Genomic DNA, 15,288 nt, shown 5'->3' on the forward strand with positions numbered 1-15,288 from the left:
TTGGAGCGTAGAGCGGCAGGGTGCCTTTGGCATAAGCCCTGCCATATGAAAACCATGCCGTGGTGGGTATGAGAGATCAAGGCCTTTTCGACAAGATCGACCTCCACCTCATCCGAGTGTTGCACACGGTGCTGACTGAACGCAGTGTCTCCCGCGCCGCCCTGAAGCTGGGCATGTACCAGCCGCAGGTGTCGGCGGCCCTGAAGCGCCTGCGCGAACTGGCCGGCGACCCGCTGCTGGTGCGTTCGGGCGCCACCATGGTGCCCACCGACGCCGCGCTGCGCATGATCGATCCCAGCGCCAGCATCCTGCGCGCCGCCGAGGTGCTGTTCAGCGACGCCCGCGGCTTCGACCCGCGCACCGCCGAGCAGACGTTTCGCGTCGCCGCCAGCGACTACCTGGACCCGCACTTCCTGCCCGGCCTGGTGGCCGATCTCAAGCGCGAAGCGCCGCGCACCCGCGTCGAGATCCACCCGCTGTCTTCCGACGGCCACTATGCCGACCGCCTGGCGCAAGGCGAGCTGGACGTGGTGGTCGGCAACTGGCTGCAGCCGCCCGGCGACCTGCACCGCGGCGAACTGTTCACCGACGAAGTCGTGTGCCTGGTGGCCGCGGATCATCCGGCGGCGCGCCGCGGCTGGAACGCCGACGAATGGCTGGCGGCCGAGCACGTCGCGCCCACGCCGCTGCATCCCGGCGCGCGCGGCGTGATCGACGAGCACCTGGAAAGCCAGGGCCTGGCGCGCAACATCACCGCGCGCTGCGCCCACTTTTCGCTGATCCCGGCGATGGTCGCGTCCACGCTGCTGGTGCTGACCACCGGCCGCTTGTTCTGCGAGCGCTACGCCGCGCACCTGCGGGTGGCGATCCTGAAGCCGCCGGTGGACTTCCCGCCGCTCACCTATTACCAGCTCTGGCACGAGCGCAGCCACGGCTCGGCCGCGGCGCGCTGGCTGCGCGGCCGCGTGAAGGCCGCCGCCGGGGCGCTGAGGACTTCGCAAGCATGACCGCGCCGCCGCGCCTGCAGCTGCAGGGCATCACCAAGCGCTACCCTGCCGTGGTGGCCAACGATGGCGTGGCGCTCACCGTGCTGCCCGGCCAGACGCACGCGGTGCTGGGCGAGAACGGCGCCGGCAAGTCCACGCTGATGAAGATCATCTACGGCTCGGTCAAGCCCGACGCCGGCCAGGTGCTGTGGAACGGCCACCCGGTGAACGTGCGCAATCCGCAGGAAGCGCGCGCGCTGGGCATCAGCATGGTGTTCCAGCACTTCAGCCTGTTCGACACGCTGACCGTGGCCGAGAACGTGTGGCTGGGCCTGGACAAGCGCCTGAAGCTGGCCGAGGTGTCGCGCCGCATCGAAGCCAAGGCGGCCGAGTACGGCCTGCACGTCGATCCGTCGCGGCCGGTGCACACACTGTCGGTCGGCGAGATGCAACGGGTGGAGATCATCCGCGCACTGCTGACCGATCCGCAGCTGCTGATCCTGGACGAACCCACCTCGGTACTGACGCCGCAGGCGGTGGAGAAGCTGTTCATCGTGCTGCGCCAGCTGGCTGCGCAAGGCTGCAGCATCCTGTACATCAGCCACAAGCTGCACGAGATCCGCGAGCTGTGCGACGCGTGCACGGTGTTGCGCGGCGGCAAGGTCACCGGCGAATGCGATCCGCGCAACGAGAGCAACGCGTCGCTCAGCCGCCTGATGATCGGCGCCGAGCCGCCGCAGCTGGAACACCACGACCGCCAGCCGGGAGAACCCGTGCTGCAGGTGCGGCAGCTGTCGCTGGAGCGCGATTCGCCGTTCGGCGTGGACCTGGGCGGCGTGTCGTTCGAGGTGCGCGCGGGCGAAGTCGTCGGCATCGCGGGCGTCTCGGGCAACGGCCAGCGCGAGCTGCTGTACGCGCTGTCGGGCGAGGACACGCGCGCGCCGGCCGATTCGGTGCGCGTCGCCGGCCAGTCCGCCGGCCGCATGGGCCCCGCGCAACGCCGCAAGCTGGGACTGCACTTCGTCCCGGAGGAAAGACTGGGCCGTGGCGCGGTGCCGTCGCTCGGATTGGCGCACAACCTGATGCTCACGCGCGGCGACGCAGTGGGCCGCGCCGGCTGGATCGACGTCAAGGCGCTGCAGTCGCAGGCGTCGCAGATCATCCGCCGCTTCAACGTCAAGGCCGGTGGCCCGGCCGCGGCGGCGCGTTCGCTGTCCGGCGGCAACCTGCAGAAATTCATCGTCGGCCGCGAGATCGACGCCAGGCCGAAGCTGCTGGTGATCTCGCAGCCGACGTGGGGCGTGGACGTGGGCGCCGCGGCGCAGATCCGCGGCGAGATCCTCGCGCTGCGCGACGCGGGCTGCGCGGTGCTGGTGGTGAGCGAGGAACTGGATGAACTGTTCGAAGTGAGCGATCGGCTGCACGTCATCGCGAAGGGCCACCTGTCGCCTTCGCTGCCGCGGCGCGAAGCCACGGTGGAGAAGATCGGGGAGTGGATGAGCGGGCTGTGGGACGCGCCCGCCTCCGTTCGGCCTGAGCCCTTCGACGCTGCTCAGGGCAGGCTTGTCGAAGGCTCGGCCTCGGCTTCGACCGGCTCAGCCCGAACGGGAAGTGGAGGGCACGCAAATGCTTAGGCTCGAAGCGCGTCCCGAATATTCGCGCGTGTGGAGCATCGCCTCGCCGCTGCTGGCGCTGGTGCTCACCGTCGTCATCGGCGTGCTGCTGTTCGCGGCCCTGGGCAAGGACCCGGTGCGCGGCCTGCAGGTGTTCTTCTGGGAGCCGGTCAAGTCGGCCTACGCGATCGGCGAGCTGACCGTGAAGGCCACGCCGCTGCTGCTGATCGCGCTGGGGCTGGCCGTGTGTTTCCGCTCGAACGTCTGGAACATCGGCGCCGAAGGCCAGTTCGTGCTGGGCGCCATCCTGGCGGGCGGCGTGGCGCTGATGGCGGACAAGGGCACCGGCCGCTGGATCGTGCTCGTCATCCTGCTGGCGGGCGTGGCCGGTGGCATGCTGTGGGCGTCGATCACGGCTTTCCTGCGCGACCGCTTCAACGCCAACGAGATCCTGGTCAGCCTGATGCTGGTGTACGTCGCCGAGCAGTTGCTGTTCTGGCTGGTGTTCGGCCCGTGGAAAGACCCGGCCGGCTACAACTTCCCGCAGACCAAGAACTTCGACGCGGTGACGCAGATCCCGCGGCTGATGCAGGGCTCGCGCGTGAGCATCGGCATCGTCATCGCGCTGGTGGGCGCCGTGCTGTTGTGGGTGTTCCTGTTCCGCACGCGCGCGGGCTTCGCGCAGCAGGTGGGCGGACTGGCGCCGGCGGCCGCGCGCTACGCCGGTTTTTCTTCGCGCCGCGCGCTATGGACGGCGCTGCTGGTGTCGGGCGGCTGCGCGGGCCTGGCCGGCGCGCTGGAAGTGGCCGGCCCCATCGGCCAGCTGACGCCTTATGTGCCGGCGGGCTACGGCTTCGCCGCGATCATCGTGGCCTTCGTCGGGCGGCTGCACCCGCTGGGCATGGTGTTCTCGGCCGTCCTCATGAGCATGTTCTACATCGGCGGCGAACTCGCGCAATCGCGCCTGGGCCTGCCCAAGTCGCTGACCGGCGTGTTCCAGGGCCTGTTGCTGTTCACGCTGCTGGCGTGCGACACGCTGATCGCTTATCGCGTGAGGTTCACCCGGAAGGCCGCCGCATGAAGCGCGCACCGGAACTCCCTTACGCGAAGGACGCGAAAGATCCGCAAAAGTCGCGAAAGGCAACCTTGCAGGCCGATCCTTCCTTGACGCTTTCGCGTCCTTCGCGAATCTTTCGCGCCTTCCGCGTACGGGAGTTCTGAGGGCCATGGAAAGCTACGCGCTTCTTTTCGCCGCCACGCTGAATGCCGGCACCGTGCTCGCCATCGCGGCGCTGGGCCTGCTGGTCAACGAGAAAGCCGGCGTGGTCAACCTGGGCGCCGAAGGCATGATGCTGTGCGCCGCGCTGGCCGCCTTCGTCACGGTCGTGCACACGGGCAGCGATGTGCTCGGCTTCATCGCCGGCATCGGCGCGGCCGCGCTGCTGGCCGCCATCTTCGGCGTGCTGGTGATCTGGCTCAACACCAACCAGTACGCCACCGGCCTGGCGCTCAGCCTTTTCGGCGCGGGCTTCTCGGCTTTCGCGGGCATCAGGTACGTGCAGGAAAAGCTGCCCGAACGGCCGCAATTCGCCATTCCCGGCCTGGCCGACATCCCGCTGCTGGGGCCGGCGCTGTTCCGCCACCACCCGATGGTCTACATCACGATGGGCCTGGCCATCGCGCTCATCTGGTTCTTCTACCGCTCGCGCAGCGGCCTGGTGCTGCGCTCCATCGGCGAGTCGCCGGAGTCGGCGCACGCGCTGGGCTATCCGGTGCGGTGGATCCGGCTGGGCGCCGTGGTGGCCGGCGGCGCGCTGTGCGGGCTGGCGGGGGCTTTCCTGATCATCGTCTACACGCCGCTGTGGGTGGAAGGCATGGTGGCGGGCCGCGGCTGGATCGCGCTGGCGCTGACCACTTTCGCCACCTGGCGGCCGGCGCGCGTGCTGCTCGGCGCCTACCTGTTCGGCGGCGTGACCATGCTGCAGTTCCACCTGCAGGGCGCTGGTGTCGAGGTGCCCAGCCAGTTCCTGACCATGCTGCCGTACCTGGCCACGGTGCTGGTGCTGGCGCTGATCTCCCGCAACCCGGCCTGGATCCGGGTGAACATGCCGGCATCGCTTGGGAAACCCTTCCATCCCGGCTCATAATTTGCTCTTCCGGATTTCACCACCCCCTCAGAGGATCCCATGACCGACCTGAAGAAACGTTCGCTGCTGCACGTCGCGGCGCTGGCGGCCGCGGCCGCCACGCTGGCCGGCTGCGGCAAGAAGGAAGAAGCGCCCGCGCCGGCTCCCGTCGCCGCCGCGCCCGCCTCGGAGCCCGCTGCCGCGCCCAAGCCCGCGCCGCTGAAGATCGCGTTCGCCTACGTCGGCCCGGTGGGCGACGGCGGCTGGACCTTCGCCCACGACAACGGCCGCAAGGCGGTGGAGAAGGAATTCGGCGACAAGGTCGTCACCACCTTCGTCGAGAACGTTCCCGAGTCGGCCGACGCCGAGCGCGTGATCCGCGACATGGCGGCCAACGGCAACAAGCTGATTTTCGGCACCACGTTCGGCTACATGGAGCCGATGCTGAAGGTGGCCGGCGAGTTCAAGGACGTGAAGTTCGAGCACGCCACCGGCTACAAGACGGCCGACAACCTGAACGCCTACGACAGCCGCACCTACGAAGGCGCCTACATGGCCGGCGTCGTGGCGGGCAAGATGACCAAGACCAACACGCTGGGCGTGGTGGGCTCGGTGCCCATCCCCGAAGTCGTGCGCAACATCAACAGCTTCACGCTGGGCGCGCAGTCGGTGAACCCGAAGATCAAGACCAAGGTGGTCTGGGTGGGCAAGTGGTTCGATCCGCCCAACGAGACGGCCGCGGCCACCTCGCTGATCAACGGCGGCGCCGACATCCTGATGCAGAACACGGACTCGTCGGCCGTGCTGCAGACCGCCGAGAAGATGAACAAGCGCGCGTTCGGCTGGGACAGCGACATGACGTCGTACGGCCCGAAGGCGCACCTGGGCTCGGCGGTGATCAACTGGGCGCCGTACTACATCAAGACCACGCGCGACGTGCTGGAAGGCAAGTGGAAGGCCAGCCCGGACAAGATCTGGTGGGGCGTGAAGGAAGGCGCCATCGACTTCGTGTCCGTCGCGGCCGACGTGCCGGAAGACGCGAAGAAGAAGCTGGACGAAGTGAAGGCCGGCCTGAAGGATGGCAGCTTCGTGATCTGGAAGGGCCCGATCAAGGACAACGCTGGCAAGGAAGTCCTGGCCAAGGACGCCACCGCCGACGACAAGTTCCTGGGCGGCATCAACTTCTACGTGCAGGGCGTCGAGGGCAAGGTCCCGGGCGGCGACAAGAAGTAAGGTGAGGGGCGCGCTTGGCGCGCCTTTCCCCCAAGAAGAAACGCGGCCTTCGGGCCGCGTTTTTCATTTGCTCTCCGGGCAGACCTTTTGCGAGAGCAGCGCCACCATGCTGCCGGGCCCGATCGGCTCCGTCGATTGCTCGCGGGCGCCGCCGACCACCTTGCCCTGGCCCATCGTCCCCGAGTAATACAGCGTGCGCAGGTAGCGGTAGCTGGCGGCCTTGCAGTCGATCTCCAGCAAGGCTTTGCCCGACTTCACGCCTTCCTTCGCTTCCTTCAGCTCGAACAGGCGCCACACCTTGCGCCCGCTGCCTTCGCTGCGCACGGTGGCGGGATCGAAGTAGTAGGTGCCGGACTCGCTCTCGCCATAGCTCACCCAGTCCGCATGCGCGTGGGCGGCGGCGAGCGACAGGCAGGCAAGGACGCGCGGCAGGCGGCTCATGGCGGGCGTGATCAGGCGGACGGCGGACGGCCCTGGCCGGCATCGCGATCCAGATCGAAGTCCAGGGCGAGCTCGCCGCTGGTGGTGGTGGGCGGCTCCTGCGGCGCGGGCGCGTCGGCCAGTTTCAGTTCATCCAGCTGCAGTGCGTCGAGCAGCGGTGCCTGCTCCGTCGAAGCGGCGTCGGGTTCGGCCCTGGCGGTGGACAGGCCGCCGAGGTCCAGCTCCGGCAGCATGGGGTCGTCCTGCGCGGGCGCGGGCACTTCGGCCGCGGCGGTGGCAGGCGCCGCGGCTTCGGGTTCGGCGGCCGGCGCAGGCTGGGGTGCCGGCGGGGTGGAATCCAGCATGCTGAAGTCCAGGTCGAGGTCGACGGCGGGTTCCGGCACTTCGTCCTTGACGTCCAGCGCCATCAGCGGCACCGGCTGCGTGGTGAGCGCCGGCTCGCCATCTTCGTCCAGCGCGGCCATCGCCGTCCGGTCGTAGGGCGAGCCGTCCTCGCGCGTGGTCTCCACTTCCAGCGCGATGCTGTACAGCAGCAGCAGGTCGCGCGAGGCTTCCAGGTCGAACATGATCGAGCCCGGCTTCGGGTCCTCGAACAGCGACTTCTCGATCTCCTTGAGCACCTTGGACGAAGGCCACAGCAGCTCGATGCGCGACAGCGCCTTGGGGTAACCCTCCAGGCCCGCGGTGTTCAGCTCGGCGTCCTCGAAGCGCGGCAGGCGCGCCGCGAACGCGCGCTGGAACTCCTTGCGCACGCGCTCGTAGTCTTCGCGGCGATCGAGCTTGCGGCACAGGTCCAGCAGGTCCATCCACAGGAACGGGCTGGCGCCCAGGTGCTCGATCAGGCGCGACTCCAGCAGCTCGATCGCCTTTTCCGGCTGGCCGACGGCGAGGAAGAAGTTCGCGTTCTCCTGCACGTCCAGCAGTTCCTCGGCACTGGGCAGGCGGCCGCGGCCGAGCACGCTGTCGCCGAAGTGGGCCTTGCCGGACGCGTTGGCGCCGACCACGGCGGTGCCGGCGGGGCGCAGCGGCGCGGGCGTGGACCATTCGCTGTCCGGCTCGGGCGCCACGCGCACCGGCGCGTCTTCCTCTTCGGGGAAGCTGCTGTCCACCACGCTGTCGGGGCCCGGCGATGCATGCACGGACGCAGGCTGCGTGCGCGACCGCTGCCACCACGGGCCGCCCGCGCCTTCGCGCGAGCGGCGCCACAGCAGCAGGCTGAGCGCCACCGCGATGGCGCCTGCGATGCCCGCGAGGACGTCGCGCATCAGGTCGCGCTCGGAGTTGAGTTTCTGCAACTGCTCGGCCTGCTTCCTCGACTGCTCGCGCAGCGCCTTGATCTCGGCCACCAGTTCCGGCGAGGGCGCGGCTAAGCGCTGCTCCGGCGTGGCGTTGACCTGCTGCCAGGCGGCGCCGGCTTCCTGCCGCGAGAGCACCGGCGCACCGTCGGCGGTGCCGGCCGGTGTCGAAGCGGCGCCGGCAGTCTGCGAGGCTGATCCAGCCGGCGTGCTGCCGCCTGGCGCATTGCCCACCGGCCCGGAAGCCAGCTGGCCGGACATCTTCAGCGCCGGCGCCTGATCGATGGCGAAGTCCAGCAGGTCGACCTGCAGCCGCGGGCGGCCTTCGCCCGTGGGCGCGCGTTCGGTGCGCGGCGTCGGCGCGGGCGCGCGCGCCGATTCCTGGCTGCGTGCGCGGGATGCCGGTGCAGCCGCCGCGGATGGGGCGCGGGGTTGGGGCCGGCTGATGCTCGTGTCCAGCCGCATGCCGCCGGGAGAAGGCGCCGTTGCGGGGGCTCGGCTTTCGCGGCGAGCCGGGGCGGGAGCGGGCGCTGCGGCAGGGGGCGAACTCTCCGCGATGCGCACCGGCGGCAGGTCGCCGCCGCGGTCCAGCACCAGCGGCACCGGCAGGCCTTCGCGCGCCGGCGTGGGCGGCTCGGCCAGCAGCACGAAGCCTTGCGTCAGCTGGTCGGCGCAGCCGACGGCCACGCGCACGGCGACGATGGGTTCCTGCACCAGCTGGTTGGACGACAGCCGCACCAGCACCTGGTCGCCGGCGATGGGCTCGGAGCGCCAGGACAGCGGGATGGGCGGGGTCTCCGGCTGCAGCAGCTCGGCCCGCAGGCACAGCTCCTCGCCGGGGTTGACGGTGACGGGAAGGGAAACCTGGAGCGTGCGGCCTATCAGCGCCGTGCCCTGGATGCGGCCGAGCGAGAGGGCGGCCGCCTGCGTGCCGCACAGCAGCAACACCGCCGCGGACACGGTGGTGCGCCAGCCACCGGCGTGGCGCCGGCCGGCCGATGCGGTGGCCTGTTGCTTGTCCTTTTGGTTCACTGCTGCTTCAAACGGCCCGGAAACCCGCGCGCCTGCTGCCCGCCGGTGCGCTTCGACTGCTTTCCTTGCTGTCCCGACCAGGGGCGATGGTCCGTTCAAATTGCAATATTTGCAAGTAAACGTGTCCGATTGCGCCCACAAGGCCAAAGGAATGAGGGTTGCTACCATGCCCGTCGCCATGGAACGACTGCCCCCCATCCCCGCCGAACGCCTGCCCGAACTGCTGCGCCGCATGCCCAAGGCCGAACTGCACATCCACATCGAAGGCTCGCTGGAGCCCGAGCTGATGTTCGAGATGGCCCAGCGCAACCGGGTGGCGCTGCCCTACGCCAGCGTGGACGACCTGCGCCGCGCCTACGACTTCAGCAACCTCCAGAGCTTCCTGGACATCTACTACGCCGGGGCTGGCGTGCTGATCACGGAGCGCGACTTCTTCGACATGGCCTGGGCCTACCTGCAGAAGGCCAGGGCCGACCACGTGCTGCACACGGAAATCTTCTTCGACCCGCAGACGCACACCGCGCGCGGCGTTTCGATGGAGACCGTGGTGAACGGCCTGCACCGGGCCTGCGAGCAGGCGCGCGCCCAGCTGGGCGTGAACGCTTCGCTGATCCTGTGCTTCCTTCGCCACCTGAGCGAGGAAGACGCGTTCCAGACGCTGGAGCAGGCGATGCCGTTTCGCGACAGGTTCATCGGCGTCGGCCTGGATTCCAGCGAAGTGGGCCACCCGCCGGAGAAGTTCGCCAAGGTGTTCGCCCGCTGCCGCGAGCTGGGCCTGCACCTGGTGGCGCACGCGGGCGAGGAAGGCCCGCCCGCCTACGTGTGGACCGCGCTGGACGTGCTGAAGGTGGAGCGCATCGACCACGGCGTGCAGTCCAGCAAGGATCCGGCGCTGATGAAGCGGCTGGCGCAGGACCGCATCCCGCTGACGGTGTGCCCGCTGTCCAACCTGAAGCTGTGCGTGTTTCCGCGCCTGCAGGACCACAACCTGGGCCAGCTGCTGGACGCCGGCCTGGTGGCCACGGTCAATTCCGACGACCCGGCCTACTTCGGCGGCTACATGAACGACAACTTCCTGCGCACTTTCGAGGCCACCGGCCTGACCGCCGCGCACGCGCACCGGCTGGCGGTGAACAGCTTCGAGGCCAGCTTCATCGGCGCGGCGGAGAAGCGGAAGTACCGCGACCAGGTCGACGCGGTGTTCGCCGAGTTCGCCTGAATCAGGTGGCGGTGAGCCCGTCCACCGCCTGGAACATCGCCTCGCGCGCCTGTTCGACGATGCGCCGGCGCCATTCCGGCGTGTCCGTGTAGAACGCCTCCAGCATCTGCCGCTTGATCTGCGCGGCCAGTTCCTTCGGCGCTTCGGGATGCTGGTCCAGCCAGTGGTCGGCGCGCAGCGCTTCCAGCACCTGCAGCAGCGGCTGCGTGCCGTACTCCATCGCGATGCCGGTGTACTCGGCCCGCGGGCATTCGTCGGCGATGGACGCCCACATCATCCCGGTGAGCTTGGCCGAGGTGGACGAGCCGTCGTAGATCGACGTGACGGGCGTCTTGCCGCCGCCGTCCCACCACCGGCGAGCGCGCGCCACTTTCGCCGCATCGTCCGGGCCCGCGAAGATGCGCTCGCCCTTGCCGCTGGGGCCCAGCCCGGTGTGGAAGTCGATCCAGGCGGCCCGCCCGGCGCGGCGGCCGTGCGCGCGCAGCACTTCGCGCAGCGTGCGGTTGCTCCAGGTGGGGCTGTGCCCGCCGAAGTACATGCCGCGCGGAAAGTCGTACTGCCCCGCGCTGATGGCGGTCTGGTAGGCCATCTGGCCGTTCTTCTCCACCCAGCGCGCCAGCGTGTCGTCGTTCTCTTTCGACGGCGGCCACGTCTGCGGGAACAGCAGGTCGTGCAGTTCGCCGTAGGCCGCGTTCTCCGGCAGCGGCTTGCCGAAGTCGTGGAAGTTGCGGTTCAGGTCCACGTTCTCCTGCGTCGTGCGCCGGATGTGCGAGAACCCGTACGGGTTGAGCGCGTGGATGTACAGCACCGCCACGTTGCGGTCGGCCGCGTACTTGCGCCATTCGCCGTCGTGCAGCGCGCCGACCTGCACGCCGCTGCCGCAGAAGCCCTCCACGCCATGGCAGGCGCTGGACAGGATCAGCAGCGCGGGCGCGTCGGGGTCGCCTTCGCGCGCAACGTCCATGGCGAGTTCCTCGCCATCGCGCCCCGTCTCCGGATGGAGTTTCGACTCCACGGGCAGGCCGGCGCCTTGGGCGCTGTCGATGAACTTGCGGCGCGCTTCGGCGTACGAATGCGAGAAGGAATCTTCCAGGTTCATGGCGGGCCCCGTGGTCATGCGCGGTCCTGGGCGAACCAGGCCTCGGCCAGCCGCACCCAGTACGTGGCGCCCAGCGGGATGAGTTCGTCGTTGAAGTCGTAGCTGGGGTTGTGCAGCATGCAGGGGCCGCCGCCGTGGCCCATCTCGCGGTGCGCGCCGTCGCCGTTGGCGATGAAGCAGTAGGCGCCCGGCTTGGCCTGCAGCATGTACGCGAAGTCCTCGCCGCCCATGGTGGGCTCCTGCACCTTGACGTTCGCCTCGCCGACGATGGACACCATCACCTGGCGGCAGAACTCGGCTTCGGCCGCCGAGTTGACGGTCGGCGGGTAGTTGCGCACGAACTCGAATTCGCACTGCGCCTCATGCGCCGCGCACACGTGCTCGGCCACCTGCTTCATGCGCTTTTCGACCAGGTCCAGCACCTCCATCGTGAAGGTGCGCACCGTGCCCTGCAGTTCGCAGCTGTCGGGAATGACGTTGGTGGCCTCGCCGGCGTGGATCATGGTGACCGAGATCACGCCCGCATCCACCGGCTTCTTGTTGCGGCTGATGATGGACTGGAAGGCCTGCACCATCTGGCAGGCCACCGGCACCGGGTCGACGCTGTTGTGCGGCAGGGCGGCGTGGCCGCCCTTGCCGCGGATGGTGATCTTGAATTCGCTGGTGGATGCCATCACCGGGCCGGCCGAAACGGCGAAGCGCCCGACCTGGTCGCCCGGCCAGTTGTGCATGCCGAACACGGCGTCCATCGGGAACTTCTCGAACAGGCCGTCCTTCATCATCTCGCGCGCGCCGCCGCCGCCTTCCTCGGCCGGCTGGAAGATCAGGTAGACGGTGCCGTCGAAGTTGCGGTTCTTCGCGAAGTGCTGCGCCGCGGCCAGCAGCATGGCGGTGTGGCCGTCGTGGCCGCAGGCATGCATGCGGCCCGCGTGCTTGCTGGCGTGCGCGAAGGTGTTGAATTCCTGCATGGGCAGCGCGTCCATGTCGGCCCGCAGGCCGATGGCGCGGTCGCTGGTGCCATTCTTCACGATGCCCACCACGCCGGTGGTGCCCATGCCGCGGTGGATGGGGATGCCCCAGTCGGTCAGGGCCTTGGCCACCACGTCGGCGGTGCGTTTTTCCTCGAAGCACAGTTCGGGGTGGGCATGCAGGTCGCGGCGGATGGCGCTGATGGCCGCGGCCTGGGTGACGATGGAATCGAGGACTTTCATGGTGGGCGGTCTCGCAAGGTCGAGCCGGCCAGTCTAGCCGGGCGGCACGCGGGGCGCATGAGGGTGACCACCCAAGGGCCGGCCGGGCTCAGGTGAGAATCGCGCCATGCCGCAAGATCTTTCTTCCCGCGCGCTCGAGCTGGCGCGTACTTTGGTGCGCATGAATACCGTGAGCGCCAATTCCAACCTGGCGCTCATCCATTTCGTGCGCGACGAGCTGGCCAAGCTCGGCGTGAAGTCGCGCCTGACCTACGACGGTGGCAAGACCAAAGCCAACCTGTTCGCCACGCTGGGCGAAGGCAAGCCGGCCGGCGTCATCCTCAGCGGCCACACCGACACGGTGCCGTGGGATGGCCAGGCCTGGACTGTCGATCCGTTGTCGGCCGAAGTGAAGGACGGCAAGCTGTACGGCCGCGGCTCGGCCGACATGAAGAGCTTCATCGCCATCGCGCTGTCGCACGCGCAGGCCTTCCTGGCGGAGGACACGCCTTTCGCCGTGCATTTCGCCTTCAGCTACGACGAGGAGGTGGGCTGCTTCGGCGTGCGCGAGCTGATCGCCGACATGCGCGAAGCGGGCGTCAAGCCGGTCGCCTGCATCGTCGGCGAGCCCACCAGCATGGTGCCGGCCATCGCGCACAAGGGCGTGTACCGCTACAAGTGCTGCGTGCGCGGCAAGGAGGCGCATTCGTCCCTCACGCCGCAATCGGTCAACGCCATCGAGATGGCCGCCAGGGTGGTCGGCCACGTGCGCGGCATGGCCGAGCGCTTCGAGCGCGAGGAGACGCGTTACGAAGGCTTCGACGTGCCGTTCTCCACCGCCAGCGTGGGCCAGTTCCACGGCGGCATCGCCGACAACGTGGTGCCGCGCGACGCCGAGTTCCGATACGAGTTCCGCGACCTGCCGACGGCCGACGCGCGCGCGATGCAGCAGGAGGTGCTGGCTTACGCCCGCTCGCTGGAGCCGGCGATGAAAAAGGTGGCGCCGGACGCGGGCTTCCGCTTCGAGACCATCTGCGAAACCCCCAGCTTCCTCGGCAGCGAAGCCGACGCGGTGACGCGGCTGGCGCAGCGCCTGGCGGGCGAGCAGCGTGTCACGCAGGTGGCTTTCGGTACCGAAGCGGGCCTGTTCAAGCAGTCGGGCATCCCGACGGTGGTGTGCGGTCCCGGCAGCATCGTGCAGGCGCACCAGCCGGATGAGTATGTGAGCCTGGAACAGCTGGCGCGCTGCGAGGCGTTCATGAGCGGGCTCGCAGCGACGCGCGAACTCGCTTAGTGTCATGGCGGGCCTGGCCCGCCATCCATCCCCAGAAGGTCATCACCGGACGGGCTTGGCGTTCCGGGGATGGATCCTGGCTTTCGCCAGGATGACGCCTGTACGCCGGGCGTTGCCCGGCTCAAGCGTCACTTCCTGGTGTCGGTCTTCACGTCGGTGCCGGCGTTGCCGCTGATGGACGTGTTGTTCTGCGTCTGGGGCAGCTTGCTGTTGATGGTTTCGCCCAGGTGGCGGGTGGCGTTGGCGCCCTTCTTGGCGGTGTTCGACACGGCGTGGCCGGCGTCGCTGGCGACGTTCTTGGTGGCCTGCACCGGACGGCTTTTTTCCACCTTCTTCACGGTCTCGGGTTTGCCCTTGTCCTGGCCGGCCGTCCTGTCGTTCGGGAACGCCTCGCCGGCTTGCTGGTTGCTCGCCTTTACCGAAGCGTTGGCATTGGCGCCCTGCGCGTGGGCGGGCAGGGTGGCGGTGAAGGCCAGCGCGACGGCGGCGCCGATGATCGAAGCTTTCATTCGTGTGACTCCAAGTCGGTTGGTATGCCGGAAGTATCGCCGGGCTGCCCGCGGCGTTCCTGTCGGAGCACCGCCTTTCCACCCGTCCGACTGCGGCGCACGCGCAACTCGACAGTGGGGCGGCTATTCGCGGACGCGGCCCTGTGAATCGATGAGGCTGAGCTCGACGAGCTTGGAGCCCACGCGTTCGTTGGCGAAGTGCACCCGGAAGCCGCCCAGGCTGAGGTCGTCGAGCCCATCCACGGCCTTGCGCAGCTTGGCGCGCGTGGGGTCCTTGGGGATGCGGCGCACGGCCTCGGCGAACACGCGCGCGGCGATGTAGCCCTCGAGCATGTACACGTTGGGTTTGGACGCCTTGGCGGCCTGCGCGTCGGCCATGAGTTCGCGCACCACGGCCACCTTGGCGCTGTCGCTCTTGGGCACCACGCGCACCACCACCACGCCGGCGCCTTCCGGACCGAGCTCTTCGGCCAGCAGGCTCTCGCCCGTGTTGGAGAAGCCATAGATCGGTCCGCGGAAGCCCTTGGCGCGCAGGTCGCGCACCGCGCTGGCGGCGCCGCTGGCGTCGCCCAGCACCAGCACCGACTCGGGCTTCTTCTCCAGCGACTTGTCCACGCTGGCGGCCACGGCGCCGCTGTTGACGACGTTCTTGGCCAGCAGGTTGGCGCCCATGGCGGCCATGGTGCGCTCGGCCGAATCGAGCGCCGCCTTCGATTCGCTGTCGCCGCCGTAGAGGATGGCGAACTTGCGCGCGCCCAGCATCTCGGCGTGGCGCGTGATGGCGGCGGCTTCCTCGGAATAACCGGGCCGGATGGAATAGACGTTGGGATACAGCGCGCCGCGCAGCTCGTCGGCAGCCGCCATGGGCGCGAACATCAGGACGTCGCTGTCCTTGATGAGCGAATAGGCCGCGGTGACCTCGGGTGAGCCGTAGTAGCCGAACAGCGCGAGCACGCCCTGTCCCAGCAGCTTCTTCGTGTTCTCCACGGTGGTGGCGGGGCTGCCGTGGTCGTCCAGCGTCACCAGTTCGATCTTCCGGCCGTTGATGCCGCCCGTGGCGTTGAGGCGGTCGAAGTAGAGCTTGGCGCCGGCGCGGAACGGCTCCGCCAGCGACGAGCCGGGCCCGGTGAGCGCCAGCGATTGCCCGATGACGATGCGGTCCTTGCCCACGCCGTCGTCCGCCGCGGCGGCCATGCCTGCCGCCGCGAGGACCGCTACCATGGCGGCTCGCGCCCACGTCCCGAACTTGTC

Annotated in this window: 13 protein-coding genes; 7 read left to right on the forward strand and 6 right to left on the reverse strand. The window is 69.1% G+C overall.

The window, feature by feature from the left end; translation table 11 throughout:
* Positions 1-68: 68 nt before the first annotated feature.
* The 5 genes from EZ216_RS09050 to EZ216_RS09070 all read left to right on the forward strand — a co-directional run bounded on the left by EZ216_RS09050 (position 69) and on the right by EZ216_RS09070 (position 5,958).
* Positions 69-1,007, forward strand: a complete 939-nt coding sequence (locus EZ216_RS09050; protein WP_135249417.1) for a LysR family transcriptional regulator — start codon at positions 69-71, stop codon at positions 1,005-1,007.
* Positions 1,004-2,620 (forward strand): ABC transporter ATP-binding protein, encoded by a 1,617-nt coding sequence (locus tag EZ216_RS09055; protein ID WP_135249418.1) that lies wholly within the window; start codon positions 1,004-1,006, stop codon positions 2,618-2,620. Before EZ216_RS09050 ends, EZ216_RS09055 begins: the two co-directional genes overlap by 4 nt.
* Complete coding sequence (locus tag EZ216_RS09060; protein ID WP_135249419.1) at positions 2,613-3,680, forward strand: ABC transporter permease; 1,068 nt, start codon at positions 2,613-2,615, stop codon at positions 3,678-3,680. The genes EZ216_RS09055 and EZ216_RS09060 overlap by 8 nt, the downstream gene beginning before the upstream one ends.
* Positions 3,681-3,825: 145 nt before the next feature.
* On the forward strand, positions 3,826-4,746 hold the full coding sequence (locus EZ216_RS09065) for an ABC transporter permease (protein ID WP_135249420.1): 921 nt from the start codon (positions 3,826-3,828) through the stop codon (positions 4,744-4,746).
* A gap of 39 nt (positions 4,747-4,785) precedes the next feature.
* Entirely contained in the window at positions 4,786-5,958 is a 1,173-nt protein-coding gene (locus EZ216_RS09070; RefSeq protein ID WP_135249421.1) for a BMP family ABC transporter substrate-binding protein, read from the forward strand.
* 63 nt (positions 5,959-6,021) lie between these two features.
* Here the strand turns inward: EZ216_RS09070 and EZ216_RS09075 are convergent, their stop codons facing one another.
* Positions 6,022-6,399 (reverse strand): surface-adhesin E family protein, encoded by a 378-nt coding sequence (locus EZ216_RS09075; protein WP_135249422.1) that lies wholly within the window; start codon positions 6,397-6,399, stop codon positions 6,022-6,024.
* A gap of 11 nt (positions 6,400-6,410) precedes the next feature.
* A complete protein-coding gene (locus tag EZ216_RS09080) occupies positions 6,411-8,726 on the reverse strand; it encodes a type IV pilus assembly protein FimV (protein WP_135249423.1) in 2,316 nt (771 codons plus the stop codon).
* Positions 8,727-8,904: 178 nt separating this feature from the next.
* Between EZ216_RS09080 and EZ216_RS09085 the strand changes: the two genes are divergently transcribed.
* Complete coding sequence (locus EZ216_RS09085) at positions 8,905-9,945, forward strand: adenosine deaminase (RefSeq protein WP_135249424.1); 1,041 nt, start codon at positions 8,905-8,907, stop codon at positions 9,943-9,945.
* Position 9,946: 1 nt separating this feature from the next.
* On the opposite strand, the gene EZ216_RS09090 is transcribed toward EZ216_RS09085, so the two are convergent.
* Together EZ216_RS09090 and EZ216_RS09095 are read right to left on the reverse strand one after the other, a co-directional pair.
* A complete protein-coding gene (locus tag EZ216_RS09090; protein ID WP_239024323.1) occupies positions 9,947-11,062 on the reverse strand; it encodes a M14 family metallopeptidase in 1,116 nt (371 codons plus the stop codon).
* Positions 11,059-12,255 (reverse strand): M20 aminoacylase family protein, encoded by a 1,197-nt coding sequence (locus tag EZ216_RS09095; RefSeq protein ID WP_135249425.1) that lies wholly within the window; start codon positions 12,253-12,255, stop codon positions 11,059-11,061. Before EZ216_RS09095 ends, EZ216_RS09090 begins: the two co-directional genes overlap by 4 nt.
* A gap of 106 nt (positions 12,256-12,361) precedes the next feature.
* On the opposite strand from EZ216_RS09095, the gene argE reads away from it, so the two are divergent.
* The gene (gene argE, locus EZ216_RS09100; protein WP_135249426.1) at positions 12,362-13,528 is read left to right on the forward strand and encodes an acetylornithine deacetylase; all 1,167 of its coding nucleotides are present in this window, start codon (positions 12,362-12,364) and stop codon (positions 13,526-13,528) included.
* A gap of 128 nt (positions 13,529-13,656) precedes the next feature.
* Here the strand turns inward: argE and EZ216_RS09105 are convergent, their stop codons facing one another.
* Together EZ216_RS09105 and EZ216_RS09110 are read right to left on the reverse strand one after the other, a co-directional pair.
* Positions 13,657-14,037: a hypothetical protein gene (locus EZ216_RS09105; protein WP_135249427.1), complete on the reverse strand. Its 381-nt coding sequence runs from the start codon at positions 14,035-14,037 to the stop codon at positions 13,657-13,659.
* Between the two features lie 123 nt (positions 14,038-14,160).
* The gene (locus EZ216_RS09110; protein ID WP_239024324.1) at positions 14,161-15,258 is read right to left on the reverse strand and encodes an ABC transporter substrate-binding protein; all 1,098 of its coding nucleotides are present in this window, start codon (positions 15,256-15,258) and stop codon (positions 14,161-14,163) included.
* Between the last annotated feature and the right edge of the window lie 30 nt (positions 15,259-15,288).

Origin of the sequence: Ramlibacter humi, from assembly GCF_004681975.1 — a bacterium.
Lineage (GTDB): Bacteria > Pseudomonadota > Gammaproteobacteria > Burkholderiales > Burkholderiaceae_C > Ramlibacter > Ramlibacter humi.